Origin of the sequence: Alkalicoccus urumqiensis, from assembly GCF_002993335.1 — a bacterium.
Classification (GTDB): domain Bacteria; phylum Bacillota; class Bacilli; order Bacillales; family Salisediminibacteriaceae; genus Alkalicoccus; species Alkalicoccus urumqiensis.
This window is the reverse complement of sequence record NZ_PVNS01000011.1, coordinates 75,408-99,996: the sequence shown is the minus strand read 5'-3', so window position 1 is coordinate 99,996 and position 24,589 is coordinate 75,408. Positions and strand designations below refer to the sequence as shown.

General features: G+C 49.6%; 23 protein-coding genes and 1 tRNA gene. 21 read left to right on the top strand and 3 right to left on the bottom strand.

Translation table 11 applies throughout. The features are described 5' to 3' along the window. Window positions 1-110 precede the first annotated feature (110 nt). The gene (locus tag C6I21_RS12395) at window positions 111-539 is read right to left on the bottom strand and encodes a DUF2507 domain-containing protein (RefSeq protein WP_105959798.1); all 429 of its coding nucleotides are present in this window, start codon (window positions 537-539) and stop codon (window positions 111-113) included. A 135-nt stretch (window positions 540-674) separates the two neighbouring features. On the opposite strand from C6I21_RS12395, the gene C6I21_RS12390 reads away from it, so the two are divergent. Then, window positions 675-2,024, top strand: coding sequence for a TrkH family potassium uptake protein (locus C6I21_RS12390; protein WP_105959797.1), 1,350 nt, complete (start codon window positions 675-677; stop codon window positions 2,022-2,024). A 154-nt stretch (window positions 2,025-2,178) separates the two neighbouring features. On the opposite strand, the gene C6I21_RS16585 is transcribed toward C6I21_RS12390, so the two are convergent. Next, the gene (locus C6I21_RS16585; RefSeq protein ID WP_181186237.1) at window positions 2,179-2,484 is read right to left on the bottom strand and encodes a hypothetical protein; all 306 of its coding nucleotides are present in this window, start codon (window positions 2,482-2,484) and stop codon (window positions 2,179-2,181) included. A 656-nt stretch (window positions 2,485-3,140) separates the two neighbouring features. Here C6I21_RS16585 and C6I21_RS12385 point away from each other — a divergent pair. From C6I21_RS12385 to yihA, 18 genes are all read left to right on the top strand, one after another. After that, complete coding sequence (locus tag C6I21_RS12385; RefSeq protein ID WP_105959796.1) at window positions 3,141-3,758, top strand: succinate dehydrogenase cytochrome b558 subunit; 618 nt, start codon at window positions 3,141-3,143, stop codon at window positions 3,756-3,758. Between the two features lie 21 nt (window positions 3,759-3,779). After that, window positions 3,780-5,552 (top strand): succinate dehydrogenase flavoprotein subunit, encoded by a 1,773-nt coding sequence (sdhA, locus tag C6I21_RS12380; protein WP_105959795.1) that lies wholly within the window; start codon window positions 3,780-3,782, stop codon window positions 5,550-5,552. Further along, window positions 5,549-6,325: a succinate dehydrogenase iron-sulfur subunit gene (sdhB, locus tag C6I21_RS12375; protein WP_105959794.1), complete on the top strand. Its 777-nt coding sequence runs from the start codon at window positions 5,549-5,551 to the stop codon at window positions 6,323-6,325. Before sdhA ends, sdhB begins: the two co-directional genes overlap by 4 nt. A gap of 129 nt (window positions 6,326-6,454) precedes the next feature. Further along, window positions 6,455-6,916, top strand: a complete 462-nt coding sequence (locus tag C6I21_RS12370; protein ID WP_105959793.1) for an acyl-CoA thioesterase — start codon at window positions 6,455-6,457, stop codon at window positions 6,914-6,916. 39 nt (window positions 6,917-6,955) lie between these two features. Continuing rightward, window positions 6,956-7,792 carry a PRD domain-containing protein gene (locus C6I21_RS12365; protein ID WP_105959792.1) on the top strand — a complete coding sequence of 279 codons (837 nt, stop codon included), beginning with the start codon at window positions 6,956-6,958 and terminating at the stop codon, window positions 7,790-7,792. A gap of 234 nt (window positions 7,793-8,026) precedes the next feature. Then, window positions 8,027-8,290 carry a phosphocarrier protein HPr gene (locus tag C6I21_RS12360; protein WP_105959791.1) on the top strand — a complete coding sequence of 88 codons (264 nt, stop codon included), beginning with the start codon at window positions 8,027-8,029 and terminating at the stop codon, window positions 8,288-8,290. Further along, complete coding sequence (gene ptsP / locus C6I21_RS12355; protein ID WP_105959790.1) at window positions 8,290-10,011, top strand: phosphoenolpyruvate--protein phosphotransferase; 1,722 nt, start codon at window positions 8,290-8,292, stop codon at window positions 10,009-10,011. Before C6I21_RS12360 ends, ptsP begins: the two co-directional genes overlap by 1 nt. A 748-nt stretch (window positions 10,012-10,759) precedes the next feature. After that, complete coding sequence (locus C6I21_RS12345) at window positions 10,760-11,239, top strand: MarR family winged helix-turn-helix transcriptional regulator (protein WP_105959788.1); 480 nt, start codon at window positions 10,760-10,762, stop codon at window positions 11,237-11,239. Between the two features lie 54 nt (window positions 11,240-11,293). Further along, a complete protein-coding gene (gene racE, locus C6I21_RS12340; protein ID WP_105959787.1) occupies window positions 11,294-12,133 on the top strand; it encodes a glutamate racemase in 840 nt (279 codons plus the stop codon). 184 nt (window positions 12,134-12,317) lie between these two features. Then, window positions 12,318-13,088 carry a ribonuclease PH gene (gene rph / locus C6I21_RS12335; RefSeq protein ID WP_105959786.1) on the top strand — a complete coding sequence of 257 codons (771 nt, stop codon included), beginning with the start codon at window positions 12,318-12,320 and terminating at the stop codon, window positions 13,086-13,088. Further along, window positions 13,078-13,692 carry an XTP/dITP diphosphatase gene (locus C6I21_RS12330; RefSeq protein WP_105959785.1) on the top strand — a complete coding sequence of 205 codons (615 nt, stop codon included), beginning with the start codon at window positions 13,078-13,080 and terminating at the stop codon, window positions 13,690-13,692. The genes rph and C6I21_RS12330 overlap by 11 nt, the downstream gene beginning before the upstream one ends. Continuing rightward, entirely contained in the window at window positions 13,689-14,198 is a 510-nt protein-coding gene (locus C6I21_RS12325; RefSeq protein WP_105959784.1) for a metallophosphoesterase family protein, read from the top strand. Before C6I21_RS12330 ends, C6I21_RS12325 begins: the two co-directional genes overlap by 4 nt. Before the next feature lie 77 nt (window positions 14,199-14,275). Then, window positions 14,276-14,352, top strand: a tRNA-Arg gene (locus C6I21_RS12320). 248 nt (window positions 14,353-14,600) lie between these two features. Further along, complete coding sequence (locus tag C6I21_RS12315; RefSeq protein ID WP_105959783.1) at window positions 14,601-15,599, top strand: tetratricopeptide repeat protein; 999 nt, start codon at window positions 14,601-14,603, stop codon at window positions 15,597-15,599. Between the two features lie 114 nt (window positions 15,600-15,713). Next, a complete protein-coding gene (tig, locus tag C6I21_RS12310; protein WP_105959782.1) occupies window positions 15,714-17,024 on the top strand; it encodes a trigger factor in 1,311 nt (436 codons plus the stop codon). A gap of 255 nt (window positions 17,025-17,279) precedes the next feature. Continuing rightward, window positions 17,280-18,545 (top strand): ATP-dependent protease ATP-binding subunit ClpX, encoded by a 1,266-nt coding sequence (gene clpX, locus C6I21_RS12305; RefSeq protein ID WP_105959781.1) that lies wholly within the window; start codon window positions 17,280-17,282, stop codon window positions 18,543-18,545. A 173-nt stretch (window positions 18,546-18,718) separates the two neighbouring features. Further along, the gene (gene lon / locus C6I21_RS12300) at window positions 18,719-21,040 is read left to right on the top strand and encodes an endopeptidase La (protein ID WP_105959780.1); all 2,322 of its coding nucleotides are present in this window, start codon (window positions 18,719-18,721) and stop codon (window positions 21,038-21,040) included. Further along, window positions 21,037-21,624 (top strand): ribosome biogenesis GTP-binding protein YihA/YsxC, encoded by a 588-nt coding sequence (gene yihA, locus C6I21_RS12295; protein WP_105959779.1) that lies wholly within the window; start codon window positions 21,037-21,039, stop codon window positions 21,622-21,624. Before lon ends, yihA begins: the two co-directional genes overlap by 4 nt. 80 nt (window positions 21,625-21,704) lie before the next feature. Here yihA and C6I21_RS12290 read toward each other — a convergent pair whose 3' ends face one another. Continuing rightward, the gene (locus C6I21_RS12290; RefSeq protein WP_105959778.1) at window positions 21,705-22,181 is read right to left on the bottom strand and encodes a LiaF transmembrane domain-containing protein; all 477 of its coding nucleotides are present in this window, start codon (window positions 22,179-22,181) and stop codon (window positions 21,705-21,707) included. A 186-nt stretch (window positions 22,182-22,367) separates the two neighbouring features. Between C6I21_RS12290 and hemA the strand changes: the two genes are divergently transcribed. Continuing rightward, window positions 22,368-23,762, top strand: a complete 1,395-nt coding sequence (gene hemA, locus C6I21_RS12285) for a glutamyl-tRNA reductase (RefSeq protein WP_105959777.1) — start codon at window positions 22,368-22,370, stop codon at window positions 23,760-23,762. After that, complete coding sequence (locus tag C6I21_RS12280; protein ID WP_105959776.1) at window positions 23,759-24,574, top strand: cytochrome C assembly family protein; 816 nt, start codon at window positions 23,759-23,761, stop codon at window positions 24,572-24,574. Before hemA ends, C6I21_RS12280 begins: the two co-directional genes overlap by 4 nt. The last annotated feature ends 15 nt before the right edge of the window (window positions 24,575-24,589 follow it).

The window sequence follows — 24,589 nt, the reverse complement described above, 5'->3', positions numbered from 1 at the left end:
GTTTACCCCTTCAACTATATTACGATGTCTGTCTCTGGTAAATCAAGAAGAATGGTACAAATAAAAAACTGCCGGACACGTTTCGTGTCTGACAGTTAAAAGATATATGGTTATGCCTGCTCGTCTTCGTTTCGTGTCACAATATCTTTCCGGTCCCACTGTACTTTAATTTCAACTGTGACCGGTTTTTTCTTTTTAATAACATAGGTTGCTTCAGCAAGCATTTCCTTATCGTGTTCAGCCGTCTGCGCGAGAAATCCTGCTTCCAGTGAGAATGGACGGGCAGGATCTACAGCCGGAGGGTGGAGCAGGTACGTTTTTTCTTTTCTTTTTTCCTGCTGCAGTTCAAGGGTACCCCATCCGGCTTCCTGAAACCAGGAAGCGAGCGTCTCTTCTGTAATATCCTTGTGTTTTCTCGCCAGAGCTTTTCCTGCCCAGTAAAGTATCATTTCCTCATCTTCTCCAAGAAGGAGCGGAAGTAGTTCGTGGCGCAGTATGTAGCTTGCATATGACGGTGCATCGTTGTTTTCTGAAACCATGGTTGTCCTCCTCTAACGGGTGTCTTCCGCCAGTTTATCATATTCTTCCTATCCGGGGCATGGTACATCCGCAGACGGCATGATATACTAAACCGCGTATAAACAGATCATTGCCGTGTAAAGGTGGGAAGCCCCGTGAGACTTGGAATGTCGCGTTTTCTCAGTCCGTTTAAAATTATCGTTATTTCATACATAGTCACCATGACTCTTTTCAGTATCCTGCTGTTTCTTCCGGTGTCGGTGCAGGATGGAGTGGAAATTGCATATACCGAAGCGTTGTTTACCTCGGTGAGTGCGGTCAGTGTAACGGGTCTGTCTGTCATCAATGTGTCGGAAACGTTCAGCTGGGTGGGAATCGTCTTTCTGGCGCTCGGCATACAGCTCGGCGGTATCGGCATTATGACACTCGGTACGTTCGTCTGGATGGTGCTCGGCCGGAAAATTCCACTGTCTCAGCGGATGCTGATTATGGTCGACCAGAATCAGATTTCGTTTTCCGGACTCGTGAAGCTCATGCGGGGCATTCTCGGAGTTGCAGTGGCGATCGAGCTCATCGGTGCGATGATTCTAGGAACGTATTACTTAAACTATTTCGATACGACGTGGGAAGCCTATTACCAGGGCGCTTTCAGCGCACTCTCTGCTTTTACGAACGCTGGGTTTGATATTACAGGACAGTCGCTTACTCCCTTTGCCGATGACTATTTTGTGCAGCTCGTTCACATTCTGCTGATCATATCCGGAGCGGTCGGTTTTCCGGTCCTTCTGGAGCTTCGGGAATATTTTTCACCAAAAAATCCAAACTTCCGGTTCAGCCTGTTTACGAAAATTGCAGTTTCGACCTACATGATTGTCCTGGTGATCGGCGTCGCTTTCCTGTGGCTTCTGGAAATGAACAATTACTATTCCGGCATGCCCTGGCACAGCCAGCTCTTCTTCTCGCTGTTTAATTCAGCTACGGCACGGAGCGGCGGGCTGTCGACGATGGACATGAATGATTTAACGCTTGCGAGTCTTCTTTTGATGTCAGGCCTCATGATTATCGGTGCAAGTCCTTCGAGTGTGGGCGGAGGTATCCGGACGACGACGCTTGCCGTTATGTTTTTAACGATCCGGAGTTTTGCCCAGGGCCGCGATGATGTAAAAGTATTCGGCCGGGAGATTCATCCGGAAGACAGGCAGAAAGCCTTTATTGTCCTGTCGGTGTTTGCCGTCGGTCTGTTTGGAGCGATTATGCTCATCGCTGCTTTCGAAGGGGGAGAAACATTCCGGCTGATGGCGATCATCTTTGAAGCGAGTTCCGCATTTGGAACGTGCGGGCTGTCCATGGGGATCACACCGGATTTGTCGTTCCCTTCACAGGCGGTCCTGATGGTTCTTATGATTATCGGCCGTGTCGGTCTTATTGCCTTTCTCTTCTCTATTCGTGCCCGGGAGAAAAAGACGCATTTCCATTATCCGACGGAGCGGATCATTATCGGTTAATCAAAAGCATTTCGTCTATAGAGGAATAGCCTTCCACCGCGGAGGCTCTTTTTCTTTGACTGATAAGAATGTATAAAATCCAAAGCCTCTTCCGAGCAGGAATGCCAAGGGTTATAGCATTTCAACGTTCTAATCTATGTGCCGCTTGTTTTTGTTAATGGAGCTTCTCCGCTTTTCGGCAGAAGCTTGCCGTGGGCTTGTATTCCAGCCGGGCGCTAGTTGCACGGCTGCAGAGCATGAGCGGAGCCGGCCTTTGGTTTAAGGCGCAGGGCAGCGAACTTCTGGCATGCGCCGCGGCCGCGCGGAGCCATGCTTCTTCAAGTAGAGAAGGAATCCCACCGGCGTCTCTGCCGAACGCTTCGAAGCGCAGTAAAATAGAGATGAAATACGAAGGATTTATAGCAGAAACGATGTTTATATGGTAATGATGGTCTCTTCCAATTCGATTGAATGACAGCATTTGCTGCGCAAAAGGGATCGCTTCTAACAAGTGTTTTCTTTCTCCCTGCCGAAACCGGAGGCCGTCGACTCCGGGAGGATCCGAACGAGGCGAAAATCCACGCCGCGTCAAGCGGCTGAAAGCGCGAGCGGAGCCGGCCTATGGTTTAAGGCGCAGGGCAGCGAACTTCTGCCATGCGCCGCGGCCGCGCGAAGCCGTGCTGCTTGTAATAAAAGCGTTGTACGGCTGCAGGTGCAGGCAGAAAGCGGGAACCTATTCAACAGACCTCACTTTTCTTTTAAGACCAGGCGGTTTCTGCCTGGTTTATTTCATAAATGCGCTGCAGCGGCAGTCAGCAGTGCTCCGGATCATCGTGAAGGATCGGTTTTCCGGTGCTGATTTTCAGTGCTTTATAAGTTAAAAACGGAGCGAATAGGAACAGTGTCACATTTTTTCTGGTAATTCCGGGAAACCTCTAAATTAACTGTGTGAAATGTGGTACAATTTAAAACGGTATTAACGAACGGGAAGTACTACATAAGAAACGTTGTCTGAATCCGCTTTCTTGACGCTGGCTTCAGCGGAGGAGTAAACTATAAGTGTCTCAGCCTCTGTGTCAGCACTTCGGGAGGAGTGGGCTTCATCGTTCGAATTCATCGTTTTAGGGGGAAGGACAGATGTCATCATCGAATCGTGAATTTATTTACCGGAGACTTCATTCACTGCTTGGAGTCATTCCGGTCGGCGGCTTTTTGATCATTCATTTATCGGTCAACTGGTTCGCCACACGCGGCGTGGAGGAGTACAATCGGGCTGCAGCCTTTATGGAGGCACTGCCATTCCGGTATGTACTGGAAGCTCTTTTTATTTTCCTGCCATTAATTTTCCATGCCGTATACGGCCTTTACATCGCGTTTCAGGCCCGTAACAACACCTCAAATTTCAGCTACTTCCGGAACTGGATGTTCCGCCTGCAGCGGATTACTGGTGTGCTCGTGCTTATTTTCGTTACCTGGCATGTGTGGGAAACACGCGTCGCAGCTGCATTCGGAGCGGAAGTAAACTTTAATATGATGGAAGAGATTGTCGCAAATCCAGCTGCTCTTATTGCATACATTATCGGAATTACAGCTACGACGTTCCACTTTGCGAACGGTCTCTGGTCCTTTGCTATTACATGGGGGATCACCGTTTCACCGAAATCCCAGCGGATTGCAACATTTGTAACGATGGGGATTTTCGCCGCACTGACATTTGTCGGTATTCGTTCTATCCTTGCATTTGTGGGTGTATAACTTACGAAGGAGTGTCCATTTATGAGTAAAGGTGATGTTATTGTTGTCGGCGGCGGACTTGCCGGCCTGATGGCAACAATTAAAGCTGCCGAAAAAGGCAAGCATGTAAAACTGTTCTCCATTGTTCCTGTAAAGCGGTCGCACTCAGTGTGTGCCCAGGGCGGAATTAATGGCGCGTTAAATACAATGGGGGAAGGGGACTCCACGTGGGAGCATTTTGATGACTCCGTTTACGGAGGAGACTTCCTCGCAAACCAGCCTCCTGTAAAAGCAATGTGTGATGCTGCCCCTGGAATTATCCACCTTCTGGACCGGATGGGCGTTATGTTCAACCGGACGGAGGAAGGGCTCCTTTCTCTGCGCCGTTTCGGCGGCACGCAGCACCACCGCACCGCCTACGCGGGGGCAACGACCGGCCAGCAGCTGCTCTACGCACTCGACGAGCAGGTGCGCCGTCACGAAACGAACGGTCTTGTAACGAAATACGAAGGCTGGGAATTCCTTCACGCGGTTCTTGATGACGACAGCCACTGCCGAGGCATCACTGCCCAGAATCTGAATTCCTCCGAAATCGAAGCGTTCCGTGCAGATGCCGTTATTATGGCAACCGGCGGACCGGGAATTGTTTTCGGTAAGTCGACAAACTCCATGATTAACACGGGCTACGCAGCAGCTGCTGTTTATGAGCAGGGCGTCTACTATTCCAATGGAGAATTTATCCAGATTCATCCGACTGCTATCCCCGGCGATGACAAACTCCGTCTGATGAGTGAGTCGGCACGCGGGGAAGGCGGACGCGTCTGGACATACGATGAGAACGGGAAGCCGTGGTATTTCCTTGAAGAGAAGTATCCGGCATACGGAAACCTCGTGCCGCGTGACATTGCCACACGCGAGATTTTCCACGTCTGTGTAGACCTGAAGCGCGGGATTAACGGGGAAAACATGGTGTATCTGGATCTCTCCCATAAAGATCCGAAAGAGCTTGATATTAAGCTCGGCGGCATTATGGAGATTTACGAGAAATTTATGGGGGATGACCCTCGTAAAGTTCCGATGAAAATTTTCCCGGCTGTTCACTATTCCATGGGCGGTCTCTGGGTGGACTACAACCAGATGACGAATATTCCAGGGCTTTTCGCAGCCGGAGAAGTGGATTATTCCATTCACGGCGCAAACCGTCTCGGTGCCAACTCGCTTCTTTCCTCTATTTACGGAGGAATGGTTGCCGGACCGAATGCTGTCGAGTATATCGACGGTCTTGAGAATTCCGCAGAAGATCTGCCGGAAGAGGTTTACAGCCGTCAGCTGAAAGAGGATCAAGGTTTCTTCGACCAGGTGCTTTCCCTGAATGGTGATGAGAATGCATTTGAGATTCACCGTGAACTGGGCCAGTGGATGACGGAAAACGTTACGGTCGTCCGTGACAACAAACGTCTGAAGGAAACGGATGAAAAAATTCAGGAGCTCCTGGAGCGATATGAGCGGATCAATCTTGCCGATACAGCAAAATGGACGAATCAGAGCGCAATGTTCGTACGCCAGCTGAAGTCCATGCTGAATCTGGCCCGTGTTATTACGCTCGGTGCCTACAATCGTAATGAGAGCCGCGGTGCTCATTACAAGCCGGAATTCCCGGATCGTAATGATGATGACTGGCTGAAAACGACGAAAGCCAAATTCAATCCGGTCACTAAAGATCCGGAATTTGAATATGAGGATGTGGATGTGTCCTTAATTACACCGCGGAAGCGTGACTATACTTCCAAGAAAAAGGCCGGTGAGAAAGCATGACGACAGAAACAGCAAACAAAACGATTGAGCTGATCATCGTTCGTCAGGAAGACCCGGAGAGCAAATCATACGAAGAAAAGTTTTCCATCCCGTACCGTCCGAATATGAACGTTATTTCGGCACTGATGGAAATCCGTCGCAATCCGGTAAATAAAGAAGGACAGAACACGACGCCTGTTGCCTGGGATGCGAGCTGTCTGGAGGAAGTGTGCGGTGCCTGTTCCATGGTGATCAACGGCAAGCCTCGCCAGTCCTGTACAGCACTGATCGATAAGCTCGAGCAGCCGATCCGCCTGGAGCCGATGAATACGTTCCCGGTGATGCGGGACCTCACGGTGGACAGAAGCCGTATGTTTGATTCGCTGAAGCGTGTAAAAGCATGGGTGCCGATCGACGGTACGTATGATCTCGGCCCTGGACCGCGCATGCCGGAAGCGAAGCGTCAGTGGGCGTACGAACTGTCGAAATGCATGTCCTGCGGTGTGTGCCTTCAGGCGTGCCCGAACGTAAACGATAAATCCGACTTTATCGGCCCGGCGGCTATTTCACAGGTCCGCCTGTTTAATGCCCACCCGACCGGTGCCATGCATAAAGCGGAGCGTCTGCAGACGCTTATGGACGGCGACGGCGGTCTGTCAAACTGCGGAAATTCGCAGAACTGTGTGGAAGCCTGCCCGAAAGAGATTCCTTTAACGACCTCTATTGCAGCGATGAATCGTGCAACAACACTGCAGTCCTTTAAGAACTTCTTCGGTTCAGATAACACAGCTTAATGATGCCGGGATAGGAAGGCTGGTACCGGAAGGGCAGCCTTCCTCCCTTTTTTCAATAAAAATGAATGATCGTTCATTTTTCATTCCGGCAGCGTCTTCACTGCCGTCATTCCAGGAGGAGGAATACATATGGGAGTTCCTGCATATATTCAACATCAGGAAGACTGGTTCAACGGATTCACGTTCTTTGATACGATTCAAGTGAGATTTTCGGAAACGGATGCATTCGGCCATGTTAATAACACCGTGTCATTTGTTTATTTTGAGCAGGCGCGCATACATTATTTTCAGTCGCTCGGCATCATGGATGAATGGATGAAAGGGCAGAGCATTATCGTTACAGGAGATCTCCAGTGTGATTACATCCGCCAGGTAACGTTCGGGGAGACGCTGGCTGTCGGGGTGAAGGTGGAACAGCTGGGGAGAACGTCGCTCGATCTGCACTATGTGATTTTGAACGAAGAGGAAAAAATATGCATGACAGGACGCGGCCGGATCGTTCATGTTCATAAAAAAAGCGGAAAGCCGGAGCCCTGGACGGAATCCATGAAGGAAATGCTTACGGATGCCGGTATTGCACAACGTCCCTGAACTGTCTATGATAAGGTAAGGCAGCTCGGAGGGATAAACATGCAGGACGTTTATAAAGTAGAAAAAGCATTGAACAACAATGTCGTTATCTGTTCTACCGATGACAAGGAAGTTGTGTTTATCGGCAGGGGTATCGGGTTTGGTAAAAAGACGGGCGATACATTTGAATCCACTTCCTATGATAAAGTATATGCACTCGTGAACGAAGAGGAGCAGCAGCAGTATTCCCGTCTCGCATTGAAAGAAACCGAGGAGACCATGCTTCTTATCCATGAATCAATGGAAATGATCCATGAATTGATCGGCATGACACTCAATGAGCGGACGCTGACGGCTCTGACGCAGCATATAGTACTCGCTCTTCAAAGAACACGGGATGAAACAGAAATTCAAAATCCGTTTTTAACGGAAACGAAGTGGCTCTACCATGATACGTATCAAATCGCGGAGCGTGTCGTCGCCTACATCGAACGGGAAACAAAAGTACGGCTTCCGGAAGCGGAAATCGGCTTTATTACACTGCACATCCAGTCCGCGCTCGGCCATCCCGATCGGTATGCTCCGGATCTTATTACCCGCTGCGTTCACTATTCGGAAGAGAAATTGAACGTCCGATTTGTCCGGCAGAGCACAGGATTCCGGAGGTACGTGCAGCACCTGAGGACGCTTGCAGAACTTCCAGCAGCGATTTCTGACACAAAAACGGAGGAAGAAATGCTGTTTTTGTTGAAAGAAAATTATCCGTTATGCTATACTGTTTCACGAAACGTCATCCGCATGATGGAAAAAGCATCCGGTGCCCCGTCATCCAAACGGGACGTCATTCAGACGATTCTCTTTCTCATTCATGCGAAAGAAGAAGCGGCAGCACAATAATACCCAGGCATTTACGTGTTACTGATCTGATCAGGCATGAGTAAATCCATGAGAGAACGAGGCGGATGCCTCTGCTGATGGAGTACTCATGTCTTTTTTTGTGCCTGCGAAATCCTGAAACGCTTGCTAATGGAAGCGTTCGCTTGTATGATAAAAAACATATGAGTGTGCCGGTTTTCCCATGCGGATTCAGGCGGACAAATGAATTTAATTAATCTAAAGGAGTTGTCTATCATGGCAGAACAGACTTACAAAATTACCGCAGAAACAGGAATTCACGCTCGCCCGGCGACGCAGCTGGTAAACAAAGCAGGACAGTACGAATCTGAAGTTACACTTGAATATAACGGAAAATCCGTAAACCTGAAATCGATCATGGGTGTTATGTCCCTTGGTGTCGGGCAGGGTTCCGAGGTAACAATTAAAGCAGAAGGTCCGGACGAAGAAGAAGCGATCTCCGCTCTGGATGAGGTTATGAAGCAGGGGCTGTCCGAATAATGAGTATTTCCCTCTCAGGTATCGGTGCTTCCGCAGGAATAGCCATTGCAAAAGCGTTCCGTTATGAAGAGCCTGATCTGACGGTGGAAAAAAAGACAGGCGTGGATGCTGCAAAAGAAATTGCAGCGTTTGATAAAGCACTGGAGAAATCCAGAGCAGAACTCGAAGACATTAAAGAGAAAGCGCGTCAGGATATGGGCGAAGAGCACGCGGAAATCTTTTCTGCCCACCTTCTCGTACTTTCGGATCCGGAATTTGTCGACGCAGTTCGGCAGAAAGTGCAGGATGACAGCGTCAATGCTTCGTTTGCACTCCGTGAGCTGGCGGACCAGTTTATCACGATGTTTGAAAGCATGGACAACGAATACATGAAAGAGCGGGCTGCGGATATCCGGGATGTATCCAAGCGTGTCCTATCCCACCTTCTCGGCAAACCGATCGTTTCTCTTGCCGAGCTGAATGAGGAAGTGATCATTGTCGGAGAAGATCTTACTCCATCCGACACAGCCCAGCTGAATAAAGCGTTCGTTAAAGGCTTTGTCACAAACATCGGCGGCAGAACGTCCCATTCGGCTATTATGGCGCGTTCGCTGGAGATCCCAGCTGTTGTCGGCACAAAGACCGTGACTGAAGAAACAGCGCAGCACGCGATGGTCATTGTCGACGGCATCAGCGGCGATGTCATCATCAATCCGGATGAAGATCAGCTTCAGGCGTACCGTAGAAAACAGGAAGACTTTGCCCGGCAGAAAGAAGAATGGGCGAAGCTGAAAAATGAGCCTTCGAAAACGAAAGACGGCCACCACGTCGAGCTCGTTGCCAATATCGGAACACCGGATGATCTGGAAGGTGTCGAGAGCAACGGTGGAGAAGGCGTCGGTCTGTACCGGACGGAATTTCTCTATATGGGTCGCAGTGAACTCCCGAGTGAAGAAGAGCAGTACGAAGCTTACAGCCGTGTGGTGAAAGCGATGGGGGACCGTCCGGTTGTCATCCGGACACTTGATATCGGCGGCGATAAAGAGCTTTCATACCTCGATCTTCCTGAAGAGATGAATCCATTTCTCGGCTTCCGTGCGATCCGTCTCTGCCTGGAAATGCAGGATATGTTCCGGACGCAGCTCCGTGCGCTTCTCCGCGCCGGTGCCCACGGAAACTTGAAGGTGATGTTCCCCATGATTGCAACACTTCAGGAATTCCGGGAAGCGAAGAAGGTTCTTGAAGAAGAAAAAGAAAAACTCGTCTCTGAAGGGACGCCGGTTAGTGACAACCTGGAAGTCGGTATTATGGTGGAAATCCCATCTACAGCTGTCATGGCACCGCAGTTTGCGAAAGAAGTCGACTTTTTCAGTATCGGCACCAATGATCTGATTCAATACACGATGGCCGCGGACCGGATGAATGAACGGGTTTCCTACTTGTATCAGCCGTACAGCCCGGCAATTCTAAATCTCGTAAAAATGGTTATTGATGCTTCCCATAAAGAAGGAAAGTGGACGGGGATGTGCGGCGAAATGGCCGGCGATCCGATTGCAGTCCCACTTCTTGTCGGACTCGGGCTCGATGAGTTCAGCATGAGTGCCACCTCCATTCTTCCGGCCAGAACACAGCTGACCGGGTTTACAAAGGAAGAAGCAGAACGGGCAGCAGAAGAAGCTCTGACGCTTTCGACAGATGAAGAAGTGAAAGCACTTGTAGAGAAGCAGTTTACGCTCTCTTGATAACAGATGCGCCAAGCAGAAAAAACGCTTCCGATGCCCTCAACCGGGCTTTCGGGAGCGTTTTGTTGTTCACTAATAAGAATGTATAAAATCCAAAACCTCTTCCAAGCAGGGATGCCAAGGGTTTTGGCATTTTAAAGCTTTGCTGAATTAACTATTTGCTTCTGTTGGTAGAACTTCTCTGCTACTCGGCAGAAGCTTGCCGTGGGCTTGTCTTCCAGCCGGGCGCTGTTTGCACGGCTGCAGAGCATGAGCGGAGCCGGCCTATGGTTTGAGGCGCAGGGCAGCGAATTTCTGGCCTGCGGCGCGGCCGTGCGGAGCCATGCTTCTTATAAAAGAAGCGTTGTCCAGCTCCAGCACCCGCTCTGGTTCCTTCACCTCTGCCGAAGAAAGCAAAGAGCAGCTTTCGTCGGCAGGGCCTCCAGGACGGCTCGCTCGTAACCAGGCCGCTTCCGCTTTTCAGATTCCCTCCGGAACGCGTAAGGCTGCAGGTACAGGCAGAAAGCGGGAACCTATTAAATAAACTTAAGACCAGGCGGTTTCTGCCTGGTTTATTTCGTTTTTTTCTGAAGGAGAGGCTCTGAATATGGTACGGCAATTTTACGTGCCCTGCCGAAGCAGACGGACATAATTCCGGAAGCTAGGGCGAATTAACTTCTGTCTAACACCTTTTCTTTGACTTGATATTTCCTTCGAAACCAGAGACAATGGGAAAAAGAAGGCTTTTCATAGAAAGGGAGAGGGGTACATGTCATCAAACCGCGAAGCAGTTCATGTGGAATTAGATCAGGTCGAAGCTATTGAACGGTCGCTCCGAATGATAGCGGACATTGTGAAGCAGAAGGGCCGTGAAATACTAAATGAGTTCCCAATTACACCGCCGCAGTTTGTAGCGCTTCAGTGGCTGCACGAGTACGGAGATATGACGATCGGTGAACTGTCGTCCAAGATGTATCTCGCCTGCAGTACTACAACGGATTTAGTAGACCGGATGGAAAAAAATGAACTGGTGGAGCGGGTTAAAGATGAGAATGACCGGCGCGTTGTCCGCATCCATCTTCTCGATAAAGGAAAAACCATTATCCGGGAAGTAATCCAGCAGCGTCAGGTGTACCTGCAGAACGTGTTAGAAAATTTCAGTCATGAGAACGTCGATTTTCTGGAACACAGTCTATCGGTTCTATTTGATGAAATGAAGCGGGATGCAGAAACGTGGAAGTCGTTCTAAAGAGCTCAGGCTGAACGCTGAAACAGTTTACTTGAAGAAGGGTCGAATCAGTACATGAATGAAGCAGAATCCAATCAAAACCGCCCTGTCGGCGTTATCGATTCCGGTGTGGGAGGACTTACTGTCGCAAAGGAAATAATGCGTCAGCTGCCAAAAGAAGAAATAGTATATGTCGGTGATACGGCGCGCTGTCCCTACGGACCGAGACCGGAGGAGGAAGTGCGCCGCTTTACATGGGAAATGATTGATTATCTCATGGAAAAGAATATAAAGCTGCTCGTCATCGCCTGCAATACAGCAACTGCCGTTGTCCTGGAAGAAGCGCGGGAAAAGCTCTCCATTCCGGTGCTCGGCGTGATTCATCCCGGTGCCGTTGCAGCGCTGAAAGCGACGGACAAAGAACATATCGGCGTGATCGGGACGGAAGGAACGATCCACAGCGGGGCCTACCACCAGGAACTGACAAGCATTAATAACCGTGTCCGGGTCGTCAGCCTTGCCTGTCCGGAATTCGTACCGCTCGTGGAAAGCGGACGAGCCTGGAAGCCGGAAGCGGAAAGTATCGTCAGAAAATCACTGGAGCCGATGCTTGCATACGATATTGATACGCTGATCCTTGGATGCACTCATTATCCGCTCCTGGCGCCGCAGATCCAGAAAGCCTGCGGGAGCGGTGTAACCGTGATTGCCTCCGGCGAAGAAACGGCCAGAGAAGTAAGTTCTCTTCTCTATTTTCAAAAGCTGCAGTGCAGCAGTGACCGCCCGCCGAATCATCGGTTTTACACGACAGGCAGCACGACAAATTTTGAACATATCGCATTCAGCTGGATCGGTAAAGAACTTCCAGTCTATTCTCTCCAGCTGGAGCAAAGCAGAGCAGGACGATCCCGCTGAACCGCTTCTCAACGGAGGCAGTAAGAAGCAAGCCCGGACCATACAGGTTCCGGGTTTTTTCGGATAGCTGCCGATTCAACTGCGTCCACTTTTGAAAAATGGTTCACATCAGACACGGAATTGCGTAGAATGAGATTCGGTGATTTCCGTGATACAATGGAAAAAGATAAAGGAGAGTGACACAATGCGTGCACAAAACCGACAGGCGCAGCAAATGAGAGAAATAGAAATGATACCCGATTATATTAAGCACCCGGAAGGCTCTGTACTCGTCACATTCGGCGATACGAAAGTCATCTGCTCAGCAAGTGTAGAGAACCGTGTGCCGCCATTTCTGAGAGGCAAAGGAACAGGCTGGATTACTGCGGAGTACGCTATGCTTCCGCGTGCAACGGAACAGCGGAACATACGGGAGTCTTCGAAAGGGAAAGTAGCAGGCCGGACGATGGAAATTCAGCGGCTGATCGGCCGCGCGCTGAGATCGGTCGTCGATTTGAGCGCAATTGGAGAACGGACCATCTGGGTCGACTGTGATGTCATACAGGCTGACGGCGGAACACGGACTGCAGCGATCACAGGGGCGTTTACAGCTGTCGGCCTCGCCGTCAGCCGGATGCTTGAAGCCAAAAAGATAACGGAGAACCCGCTCTCCGGCTTTCTTGCCGCGGTTTCTGTCGGAGTGAACGCTGACGGAGAAGTACTTCTGGATCTGGATTACAATGAAGATTCCACTGCAGATGTCGATATGAACGTCGTTATGCAGAGCGGCGGTAAACTGGTGGAAGTACAGGGAACCGGGGAAGAAGCTACATTTACCAGACAGGAATTGAATGAAATGCTGGATCTTGCGGAAGAGGGAATTGAAACCCTCTTTGCTCTCCAGAAAGAAACGCTTGGAGCATTCGGGGAGAAGCTGGACGCAGCGCGGAAGGAAGAGACATCCAATGTCACGTAAACTGCTGATTGCGACCAAGAATGAAGGCAAGATGAAAGAATTCCGGGCGTTTTTTTCCAACTATGGATGGGATGTTTTGTCGCTGAATGACATCGATCAGGATATCGACGTCATCGAGGATGGCGAAACGTTTGAAGCGAATGCCGAAAAAAAGGCGGAAGAAACCGGAAAGCAGCTCCAGATGCCCGTGCTTGCTGATGATTCCGGACTGGAAGTCGACGCACTGGACGGAGCACCCGGCATTTATTCCGCCCGGTATGCAGGAGAAGAAAAAAACGATGAAGCAAACAATCGCAGACTTCTCAACGAATTAGAAGGAGTCGAGAACCGCACGGCGCGTTTCGTATGTGTACTCGCTGTGTATTCACCCGAGAAAGGGACACACTCGCTCCGTGGCACCTGCAGCGGAAAAATCGGAACGTCGCTTCACGGAGACGGCGGTTTCGGCTACGATCCACTGTTCTATCTGCCGGAAAAAGAAAAGTATATGGCAGAGTTGACGCGGGAGGAGAAAAATCAGCTGAGCCACCGGGCAGATGCGCTGCACCGCCTGGAATCGGTGATAGAAGAATGGCTCGGTACAGAGAAAGGCGGCAGTGTATGAAAGTACTGATTATGAGTGACAGCCACGGCTGGCAAGAAGAAGTTCAGGAAATTATTCATCGACACCATGAAGAGGTGGAAGGAATTATCCACTGTGGTGATTCGGAGCTGTCTGCATCCTCCGAGGCAATTAATCGTACAGCGGTTGTACGGGGGAACTGTGACATGGACAGCAGTATGCCGGAGGAGAGGGTGGAAACATTCGGAGATCTCCGCTTTTTCATCTCTCACGGTCATCTTCTGAATGTAAAAACGACGGAAATGAATCTCGTTTACCGGGCAGCCGAGACGGACGCCGATGTTGTCTGTTTCGGTCACACCCACCAGCCTGCTGCGGTGGAAAATGACGGGCGTATTCTCATTAATCCCGGCAGTATGAGGCTTCCGCGTGGCAGAGAAGAAGGAACCTACGTGATTTTGGAGAAGCAGGAAAATGGCATTACTGTCCAGTTTTACACGATGGAGGGCGAATCAGTGGACGATCTCTCCACACACTTCGCGGTATAACATTTCTGAACACCGGTTGACAGAAAAGGAAGTTTTGTTTATATTAAATAGTGTCGCTTTTGCGGCACTTTCTTCATGTCCCAGTAGCTCAGTTGGATAGAGCAACGGCCTTCTAAGCCGTAGGTCGCAGGTTCGAGCCCTGCCTGGGATGCCATATTGTTTATGATCCAGCCCCTTGGTGCACAAGGGGTTTTTCTTATGTTTGGGCAGCTGGCATAGACATACGTGCCGGCAGCGGATGCATCCGCCCTGCAGCAGAATATACCCGGTTCTGCTGCAGATGAAAAACTGCACTTGTTTGGAAACCCGCCGTAAGGGAATATAACAACAGACCTTCGTTGTGTTTCGTCAGGACGATTGGTACACTAACGGTAGATACTTCTTACACAGGGGGGTGAGAAAATGAAAAAAGAAGAACGGGATGATAACGTCGTTTTATTTCCCGGCCTGCTTTCCAGACTCGTGGAACGTGGAATGACAGCACTGAAGGAAAAACGACATTACGATGCTGCGTCCTGCTTCCGTCAGGTAGTGGAAATGGAACCGACACATTCCCAGGCAAGATACGGCCTTGTCATAGCGCATATTGAGATGAATCAGCTGGAAACGGCAAGAAGCTACTGTCTTTCCATGCTGGAGGAAGGTCTCGGGGATTACTATGAAGTGCTTCAGGTATACATATCGATCCTTGTACAGCTCGGCAGCTACCAGGAGGTGGTGGACGTGCTGGAAGGAGTTATTGAAGAGGACCGTCTTCCTTCAGCGAGTGCCGAACACTTTTATCAGCTTCTGGATTTCGCCAGACAGATGACAGGGGCGGAGACAGATATCGAGGAAGAAGAGGCACCTTCACTTCCGGATCCGGAAATACTTACTTCCCAGCTTTACGGAGGTTCCATGGATCAGCAGATCGGGGCGGTTCAGCAGCTCGGAAGGTATCCATTATCTACTGTGGAGCAGGTATTCGCTGAGTTTCTCATCAAAGAAGATCAGTCGCCGGTGCTGAAAAGCTATATACTGCAGCTGTTAAAAGAGCTTGGCAGCAGAAAATCGTTTGATATACATAAATTTGGACGTCTTTACACAGTTCAGGCTGAGGAACTGGAAGATGTTTTTCATGAGTCTTTCGGTACGAGGGTGCTTGAATCACTGAATGATAAACTGGGACAGAAGGATCCGATGCTTCAGGACATGGTGGAACAGCTGTGGTGGCATTACTTATTTGCTCTGTATCCGGAAACGCCGGAGCCGCTGAATGCGGATATATGGGTCGAGGCACTTCTTCACACCGGCAGGCGTCTGCTCCATGGCGAAGAGGCTCAGGAAGAGTTGAATGAAGATGTGCTGAAGGCTTCGGCCCGGATCGAAGAGATAGAAAAACCGCTGCTTACGGATACATAATGGAGATAAGTGCAAAGAATCCGCGTAAATCGTTGAAAAGCAGTAGTGCTGTGTTATAATGTAGTGGTTGTAAAAAAGCGAATTTGAACACAATTGTTGGAGGGAATAGATCCTATGGCAGTAAATTGGGAAAAACAAGAAGGCAATACAGGAGTACTTTCTGTAGAAGTTGACAGCAAGCGCGTAAACAAAGCACTGGATGAAGCATTCCAAAAAGTAGTGAAGCAGGTGAACGTACCGGGCTTCCGTAAAGGAAAGGTGCCGCGTCCTATTTTTGAACAGCGTTTCGGCGTAGAATCTCTCTACCAGGATGCACTCGATATTCTTCTGCCTCAGGCATACTCTGAAGCTGTAGAAGAAGCGGGCATTGAGCCTGTAGACCAGCCGGAGATCGACCTGGAAGATATGGCGAAAAACGAGCCGCTGAAATTTAAAGCGACTGTAACGGTGAAGCCGGAAGTAGAGCTTGGCCAGTACAAAGGTCTGGAAGTGGAAGAAGAATCCGTGGACGTAACGGACGAAGAAGTAGAAGCAGAAGTGAGCCGTCTGCAGGAAGAGCACGCAGAGCTTACTGCTGTTGAGAACGGAAAGGTTCAGGAAGGCGACACGGTTGTCATGGACTTTGAAGGGTTCGTTGACGGAGAAGCCTTTGAAGGCGGTCAGGCAGAGAACTACTCCCTGGAAATCGGATCCGGTCAGTTCATTCCAGGCTTTGAAGAAAAGCTTGTCGGTGCTGCTGCTGGAGAAGAGACAGATGTAGAAGTCGAATTTCCGGAAGAGTACCATGCTGAAGAGCTCGCTGGAAAGCCGGCGGTTTTCAAAGTAACCGTTCACGATATCAAGCGTAAAGAGCTTCCGGAACTTGATGATGAGTTTGCAAAAGATGTGGATGAGTCCTATGAGTCCATCGATGACATGAAAAAGCAGCTCCGTGAAAAGCTGGAGAAAGATAAAGCCCAGCAGGCAGACATGAACATGAAGGATACACTGGTGGAAAAAGCGACGGAGAATGCTTCGATCGACCTGCCGCAGGCAATGATCGACACGGAGATCGACCGCATGCTTCAGGAATTCAGCCAGCGCCTCCAGTCTCAGGGAATGTCTCTCGACATGTACTACCAGTTCGCACAGACGGACGAGGAAGGCATGAAAGAGCAGTTCCGTGAAGATGCAGAAAAGCGTGTGCGCATGAACATGACGCTTGCAGCGATTGCTGAAGCGGAAAATCTGGAAGCAACAGAGGAAGATGTGAATCAGGAGCTTGAGAACATGGCTGAAATGTATCAGCGTCCTGTTGATGAAATCAAGCAGCTTCTTGCGATGCAGGGCGGCACAGATGTGCTGAAGGATGATCTGCAGGTACGCAAAGCAATTGATTTCCTCGTAGATCAGAGCACAAAGACAGCTCCTTCCGAAGAAGCATAAGAAATAATGGAAACAAGGCGCGGCATGTCGTGCCTTGTTTCTTCATACATAGGGATATTAGTTGACATAACCGTTTGCTTCCGCTAACGTGGAGGCTGATAAGAATGCGTATTATAGGAAGTTTTCCTTTCCTATGGTACAATTCAGTTAACTCATTATTGACGCGTACCGCAGGTTCCCGGAAAAGATGAGTCGGATAGCTTGGCTGGACTGCCGCGTGTATGTTTCAATACTTACCAAGAGGGGTGAAAGACAATGTTCAAATTTAATGAAGAAAAGGGCCAGCTGAAATGTTCATTCTGCGGCAAGACCCAGGATCAGGTCCGTAAGCTCGTCGCAGGCCCGGGTGTCTATATATGTGATGAATGTATCGAGCTCTGCACGGAAATCGTGGAAGAGGAGCTCGGCTCCGAGGAAGAAGTGGAGCTGGAAGATATTCCGAAGCCACAGGAGATCCGCGATATTCTGAATGAATACGTAATTGGCCAGGACCAGGCAAAGAAAACATTGTCTGTTGCCGTTTATAACCACTACAAGCGTATAAATGCCTCCAGTAAAAACGATGAGGTGGAACTTGCGAAAAGTAACATCTGTCTGATCGGCCCTACAGGAAGCGGTAAGACGCTGCTTGCCCAGACACTTGCCCGCATTCTGAACGTTCCGTTTGCCATTGCAGACGCAACGTCTCTAACAGAAGCAGGCTATGTCGGTGAAGACGTGGAAAACATTCTGCTGAAGCTTATTCAGGCTGCAGACTACGATGTGGAGAAAGCCGAACGCGGCATTATTTACATCGATGAAATTGACAAAGTGGCACGTAAATCAGAAAATCCGTCCATTACACGGGACGTTTCCGGTGAAGGCGTGCAGCAGGCGCTTCTTAAAATTCTTGAAGGAACAACGGCAAGTGTGCCTCCTCAGGGCGGCCGGAAGCATCCTCATCAGGAATTTATCCAGATCGACACAACGAATGTTCTCTTCATTATCGGTGGTGCCTTTGACGGAATCGACCAGATTATTAAGCGCCGCCTTGGTAAGAAAGTAATCGGGTTCGGTTCAGAAATGGAAACCTCCCAGCTTGAAGAGCATCAGTATCTTTCCAAAATTCTGCCGGAAGACCTTCTCCGCTATGGTCTGATTCCAGAATTCATCGGACGGATGCCGGTTATTGCAAGCCTTGAATACCTGGATGAGGAAGCACTCGTAGAAATACTGACGGCGCCTAAAAATGCGCTTGTTAAACAGTATAAAAAGCTTCTCGAGCTTGACGACGTCGAGCTGGAGTTTACTGATGAAGCACTTCGTGAGGTTGCCAGACTGGCGATTGAGCGTAAGACAGGCGCACGTGGACTCCGCTCTATTATTGAGTCGCTGATGCTTGATGTTATGTACGATCTTCCTTCAAGAGAGGATATCGTTAAATGTATCATCACAGATGAAACCGTTCGGGATAATAAAACACCGACGCTGCTTGATGAAGACGGAGACGAGATTTCAAAAGAACCAAGAGAAAGTGCTTAAATAACTGGATGAATCAGCAGGAGGTGTGTATGCCGGCGTGACAGGCTGTTTCCTATTTTGGAAGCCTGCGGCTGCACACCTCTTTTTTGTGGCCGGAAGAATCAGGATAGAAGTGTCAGGCTGCTTTACTCCGGGTAAAGACAGTTAACAGTTAGTGCAGGAGGTGCGTTTTAGTGACAGAATCGAATTCCCAGCTTCCACTGCTTCCACTGCGGGGGCTCCTGGTTTACCCGACGATGGTTCTCCATCTGGATGTAGGCCGGAAAAAGTCCGTCAGCGCGCTGGAGCAGGCAATGGTGGAAGAGAACAATATTTTTCTGCTGACGCAGAAAGAAGTATCCACAGAAGATCCTTCCAAAGAAGACCTTTACACCGTCGGCACGGTTGCGCATGTGAAACAGATGCTGAAACTGCCGAACGGCACGATCCGTGTGCTCGTCGAAGGGCTGCACCGCGGACGCGTGAAAGCTGTCGCAGAAGGGGAAGAGTATACCTCTGTGACGTATGATGAAATCGAAGAACGCATGGAACCGACAGTTGAAGAACAGGCACTGATGAGAAACGTGCTTGAGCAGTTTGAGCAGTATACACAGATTTCCAAAAAAATTACGCAGGAAACATTTGCCTCGGTATCGGATATTAACGAGCCGGGACGTCTTGCTGATATTGTTACGTCCCACCTTCCGCTGAAAGTCCTTCAGAAACAGCAGGTTCTGGAAACGATTGACCTGGAAGAACGGTTGAAATTAATTCTCCGTATTCTTGCCAATGAGCGGGAAGTGCTCGGACTGGAGAAAAAAATCGGCCAGCGGGTTAAAAAATCGATGGAGCGCACGCAGAAAGAATATTATCTGCGGGAGCAGATGAAGGCGATCCAGAAAGAACTCGGGGACCGTGAAGGAAAAGAAGGGGAAACCGAAGAGCTTCGGGAAAAGATTTATGACGCCGATATGCCGGATGCGATTGAAGAAAAAGCACTGAAAGAGCTGAAGCGGTATGAGAAAATGCCTGCCAATGCAGCAGAAAGCTCCGTCATCCGCAACTATATTGAGTGGCTCACGCAGGTTCCATGGAGCGAAGAAACAGAAGATCAGCTCGACATTCACCGCTCGGAAGCGATTTTAAACGAAGATCATTACGGTCTGGAAAAAGTAAAAGAGCGTGTGCTCGAATATCTTGCTGTCCAGCAGCTGACACAGAAGCTGAAAGGACCGATTTTATGCCTTTCCGGACCGCCGGGTGTCGGTAAAACGTCCCTCGCCCGCTCGATTGCCCGTTCGCTTGGACGCCGGTTTGTGCGCATGTCCCTCGGTGGTGTAAGGGATGAAGCAGAGATCCGCGGCCACCGGAGAACGTACGTCGGCTCTATGCCGGGACGTGTTATCCAGGGTATGAAAAAAGCCGGTACGACAAATCCGGTTTTCCTGCTCGATGAGATTGATAAAATGGCTAATGATTTCCGCGGCGATCCGTCTGCGGCCCTTCTTGAGGTACTGGATCCGGAGCAGAACAATTCATTCAGTGACCATTTTATCGAAGAACCATATGATTTATCCAAAGTTCTTTTCGTAACGACTGCAAACAATATAGGTGCTATTCCACCGGCGCTCCGCGACCGGATGGAAATTATTCATATTCCCGGCTATACCGAAGTGGAGAAAATGGAAATTGCTAAAGGATACCTTCTCCCGAAGCAGGTGGAGGAGCACGGTCTGACAAAAGGAACGATCCAGGTGCGCGACGAGGCGCTTTTGGATGTCGTCCGGTACTATACGAGAGAAGCAGGCGTGCGGAATCTGGAGCGGCAGCTGGCGAAAGTGTGCCGGAAAGCAGCGAAACAGATTGTGTCGAATGAGAAAAAGCGCGTCATCGTTACGAGTAAAACACTGGAAGATTATTTGGGCAAAAAGCAGTTCCGCTACGGAAAAGCGGAGCTTGAAGATCAGGTAGGCGCAGCCACAGGACTTGCCTATACGGCTGCCGGTGGAGATACGCTGACGATCGAAGTCGCTCTCAGTCCCGGAGAAGGAAAGCTTACACTGACCGGAAAATTGGGAGATGTGATGAAGGAATCGGCGCAGGCGGCATTCAGCTACATCCGTACGAAATCAGATGAGTGGAATATTCCTTCCGATTTCAATAAGAAAAATGATATTCACATCCATGTTCCGGAGGGGGCTGTTCCAAAAGACGGACCTTCTGCCGGTATTACCATGGCGACAGCACTCATTTCTGCGTTAACCGGACGTCCGGTCCGCCGTGAAGTCGGTATGACCGGGGAGATTACGCTCCGTGGACGTGTGCTGCCGATCGGCGGTTTAAAAGAAAAGGCGATGAGTGCCCACCGTGCGGGACTTACGCATATTATCATGCCTAAAGAAAACGAGAAAGATCTGGAAGATATTCCGGACAGTGTCCGAAGCGGCCTGACATTTATTCCGGTCACTCATCTCGATGATGTATTAAAGCATGCACTACTGGAGGAAAAGAAATGAAAGTAACATCAGCCGAGCTGACGATCAGCTGCGCCAGGGTGGATCAATTCCCGAAAGGACCGTTCCCGGAGATAGCTCTCTCCGGGAGGTCCAACGTAGGGAAGTCTTCCTTTATTAATAAGCTCCTCGGCCGAAAAGGGCTGGCCCGCACATCGCAGCAGCCCGGGAAAACACAGACGCTGAACTACTATTGGATCAATGATCGGTTTCATTTTGTTGATGTTCCGGGGTACGGATATGCAAAAGTATCCAAAACGGAGCGTGCTGCATGGGGAAAAGTGATGGAAGCCTACTTTCAGGAGAGAGAGCAGCTCCGCGCAGTTGTTCAGCTGATCGATGCCCGTCACAAACCGACGCAGGATGATGTCATGATGTATGACTGGCTGAAGCATCACGAACTGCCGGTCATCGTGATCGGTACGAAAATTGATAAGCTGCCAAAAGGAAAGTGGAAACAGCAGGAGAAAGTCATCAGAGAAGAACTGCAGCTGGAGGAAGAAGATCAGATTATTGTATTTTCTTCGGAAACCGGGCATAACAAAGAGAAAGCCTGGAGTGCCATCCGCAGTGCACTGAATGTATAGCGGAGGCGCAGATGCCTTTAGAAAGAGGCCGGTCAGATACGTCTGACCGGCCTCTTTCAGGTTTCAATAGGCGATGCTTTCTACCGCCGCACGAAAAGAAAATACAAACCGAGTACGACAGGAATTACCGGCCACCAGGAGAGCCAGGCATTCCCGCTGAGTGACAGCACAGAAACAGGGAGAAGAAGCGGCAGCGCGCCGAGTGCAAGGAGCAGTAGTGCCGTTCCCAGTCCTTCCCGTCTTCCGGCACTGTACTTAACGAGGAAGGCTGCTCCGATGACGAGCAGCATAAGTGGAGCGGAAATCTGCCATAGTCCAAGCTCATAAGCTCCATAGAAGGCTGCTCCCATTCCGGTGAGAAGCGTTCCGGCAAACATCCGCTGCTCGTCTTTCCGGCTGAAGCCTTCGAGCAGCAGCAGGATGCCGACACCTGCAGGGATGACCGGCCAGGCTGTTAAGACGCCGGGAACGATATCGAGTGCATTCATTTTTAAAGCAAGAAAATAAAGACCGGTAAGGAGCAGAAGCCCGCCCGGCAGCATATAGCGTTGTTTCATTATGTACCTCCTGAATGTCACAATTCATTCAAATCTCTTTCAGCAGAAGTTGTGACAGAGCTTATTTAAAAATGTTATAATTTAAAATGAATTATTGAGAGAAGAACGAGCTTTATGTAATATTGTCTTTACGCATACAATGATGTAAAATAGGGAACGGTTAATTCAGGGGGGTGAACCCGCAGCATGCATATCCTAGTTACTAGTTTGAATTATAAATCAACGCCAGTCGAAATTCGAGAGAAATTTACGTTTCAGGATGATCTCGAAGCAGCACTTGAGCAGCTGCGGCATTCAAAGAGTATTCTTGAATGTGTACTGGTATCTACTTGTAACCGGACGGAGCTTTACGTCGTAGCCGACCAGCTCCATACCGGGCGCTATTATACAAAATTATTTTTACAGGAATGGTTCGGCATTCCGAAAGAGGAATTCAGCCATTATCTCCAGGTGCGCGAGGATGAACATGCCATTGAGCACCTTTTCCGTGTGTCCTGCGGTCTTGATTCCATGGTTCTCGGCGAAACACAGATTCTTGGACAGGTCCGTGAGAGTTTCGAACTTGCGAGAAAAGCCGGAACGACCGGTACGGTATTCAATCAGCTGTTCCGCCAGGCGGTAACAGTTGCTAAACGGGGTCATTCCGAAACGAAGATCGGTGAAAATGCGGTATCCGTCAGCTACGCAGCGGTGGAACTCGGCCGCAAAATTTTCGGTGGGTTTGAGGATAAAAAAGTGCTTGTTATGGGCGCCGGTAAAATGAGCGAACTGACAGCCAGGCACCTCACATCCAGCGGCGTATCGGACATTACAGTGATGAACCGTACAAAAAGCCGGGCGGCAGAGCTTGCCGAGCGCTTCTCCGGAAAAGCGGAAAGCATGGAAGCACTGGAGGAATCGCTGCAGTATACAGACATTCTTATCAGTTCCACCGGTTCGAACAATTACGTGCTTACCCGTGAAAATGTGTCGTCGCTTATCAAAAAACGCCGCGGCAGACCGCTTTTTCTCGTTGATATTGCGGTTCCGCGCGATCTGGATCCGGAGCTTGCTGAACTTGACGATGTGTATCTCTACGACATCGATGACCTTCAGGGAATCGTAAACGCGAACCTGGAAGAGCGAAGAGAAGAAGCAGAAAAAATCGAGCTGATGATCGAAGAAGAGCTCGTGGCCTTCAGTCAGTGGCTGGACACACTCGGTGTCGTGCCGGTAATCACAGCACTCCGTCAAAAAGCTTCCAGTGTCCAGGAAGAAACGATGGCGAGTCTCGAACGAAAACTCTCCGATATGAGCGAACGGGAGAAAAAAGTCATCCGCAAGCATATGAAGAGCATTATTAACCAGATGCTCCGTGATCCGATCACGGCACTGAAAGAGATCCCCGGGGAAGAAAATCCGGAGGAGCTTCTGGAGTATATGACAAAAGTATTCGGGCTGGAAGATCATATGGACGATGAAGAATCGCCATTGACCCACAATATCCGGATTGATAAAGCAGAACGTGAATTCAGTATCGAGAAGCGGAAGACGAAACTGGAAGCCCGGAAAGAAGAACTGATCCGGACGCTGGTGCGATGATTGGTGCACTTTATTTCCTCATCCTCGTTTTTTATTCGCTGAGCGTCCTCGGCTATTTCATTGATTTCATGCAGAACAACCAGAAGGTCAACAAAGCGGCCTTCTGGTTGCTTAGTATTGTCTGGGGGCTTCAGCTCGTTCTGTTTCTTCTCCGCTACCTGCTTCTCGACCGTCTGCCGCTCATGACCTCTCTGGAAGGCATGTTTGTGTATGCGTGGATTCTGGTCAGCGTATCGCTTGTGTTAAACAGAATTCTGAAAATGAACGCGCTGATGCTTTTCATCAATGCCATTGGATTCATTCTTCTGGCGATCAGTATGATTGCGCCTGCAGAGGATATTTCTCCGGCGCTTGCATCGGTGTTAATTACAGAATTTCTCATCGTTCATGTGGGACTTCTGCTGCTGTCCTACGCAGCGTTTACGATTTCATTCGTTTTTTCGCTTTTATACATTGCGCAGCACAAGCTTTTGAAAAAGAAAAAGTGGGGCCGGTGGATGGACCGGTTCGGCACCTTATCCGACCTGCAGCGGAACGCTTACTTTGCGTCTCTTACCGGTGTGCCGCTCTTATTTACAGGACTTATTCTCGGAATGATCTGGGCGTCTGTCACTGTAGGGGAAATTCCGTGGTTCGATTTAAAAATCGTATCGTCGTTTCTCGTACTTATCGTATACGGCGTCTTTCTCGTCCAGTACCGCATTGCCGGCATGCGGGGTTACAGCCTGGCTTTGTTAAACACAGCGGCATTTTTACTGCTGCTGATCAATTATTTTCTATCCAGCGTTTTCTCCCGTTTCCACATCTGGTGACGGGAGTTTTCGTAT

Coding starts and splice junctions, on each gene's coding strand:
- C6I21_RS12395 (WP_105959798.1), bottom strand. CDS start 539: ATGGTTTCAGAAAACAACGATGCACCGTCATATGCAAGCTACATACTG.
- C6I21_RS16585 (WP_181186237.1), bottom strand. CDS start 2,484: ATGCTGTCATTCAATCGAATTGGAAGAGACCATCATTACCATATAAAC.
- C6I21_RS12385 (WP_105959796.1), top strand. CDS start 3,141: ATGTCATCATCGAATCGTGAATTTATTTACCGGAGACTTCATTCACTG.
- sdhA (WP_105959795.1), top strand. CDS start 3,780: ATGAGTAAAGGTGATGTTATTGTTGTCGGCGGCGGACTTGCCGGCCTG.
- sdhB (WP_105959794.1), top strand. CDS start 5,549: ATGACGACAGAAACAGCAAACAAAACGATTGAGCTGATCATCGTTCGT.
- C6I21_RS12370 (WP_105959793.1), top strand. CDS start 6,455: ATGGGAGTTCCTGCATATATTCAACATCAGGAAGACTGGTTCAACGGA.
- C6I21_RS12365 (WP_105959792.1), top strand. CDS start 6,956: ATGCAGGACGTTTATAAAGTAGAAAAAGCATTGAACAACAATGTCGTT.
- C6I21_RS12360 (WP_105959791.1), top strand. CDS start 8,027: ATGGCAGAACAGACTTACAAAATTACCGCAGAAACAGGAATTCACGCT.
- ptsP (WP_105959790.1), top strand. CDS start 8,290: ATGAGTATTTCCCTCTCAGGTATCGGTGCTTCCGCAGGAATAGCCATT.
- C6I21_RS12345 (WP_105959788.1), top strand. CDS start 10,760: ATGTCATCAAACCGCGAAGCAGTTCATGTGGAATTAGATCAGGTCGAA.
- racE (WP_105959787.1), top strand. CDS start 11,294: ATGAATGAAGCAGAATCCAATCAAAACCGCCCTGTCGGCGTTATCGAT.
- rph (WP_105959786.1), top strand. CDS start 12,318: ATGCGTGCACAAAACCGACAGGCGCAGCAAATGAGAGAAATAGAAATG.
- C6I21_RS12330 (WP_105959785.1), top strand. CDS start 13,078: ATGTCACGTAAACTGCTGATTGCGACCAAGAATGAAGGCAAGATGAAA.
- C6I21_RS12325 (WP_105959784.1), top strand. CDS start 13,689: ATGAAAGTACTGATTATGAGTGACAGCCACGGCTGGCAAGAAGAAGTT.
- C6I21_RS12315 (WP_105959783.1), top strand. CDS start 14,601: ATGAAAAAAGAAGAACGGGATGATAACGTCGTTTTATTTCCCGGCCTG.
- tig (WP_105959782.1), top strand. CDS start 15,714: ATGGCAGTAAATTGGGAAAAACAAGAAGGCAATACAGGAGTACTTTCT.
- clpX (WP_105959781.1), top strand. CDS start 17,280: ATGTTCAAATTTAATGAAGAAAAGGGCCAGCTGAAATGTTCATTCTGC.
- yihA (WP_105959779.1), top strand. CDS start 21,037: ATGAAAGTAACATCAGCCGAGCTGACGATCAGCTGCGCCAGGGTGGAT.
- C6I21_RS12290 (WP_105959778.1), bottom strand. CDS start 22,181: ATGAAACAACGCTATATGCTGCCGGGCGGGCTTCTGCTCCTTACCGGT.
- hemA (WP_105959777.1), top strand. CDS start 22,368: ATGCATATCCTAGTTACTAGTTTGAATTATAAATCAACGCCAGTCGAA.
- C6I21_RS12280 (WP_105959776.1), top strand. CDS start 23,759: ATGATTGGTGCACTTTATTTCCTCATCCTCGTTTTTTATTCGCTGAGC.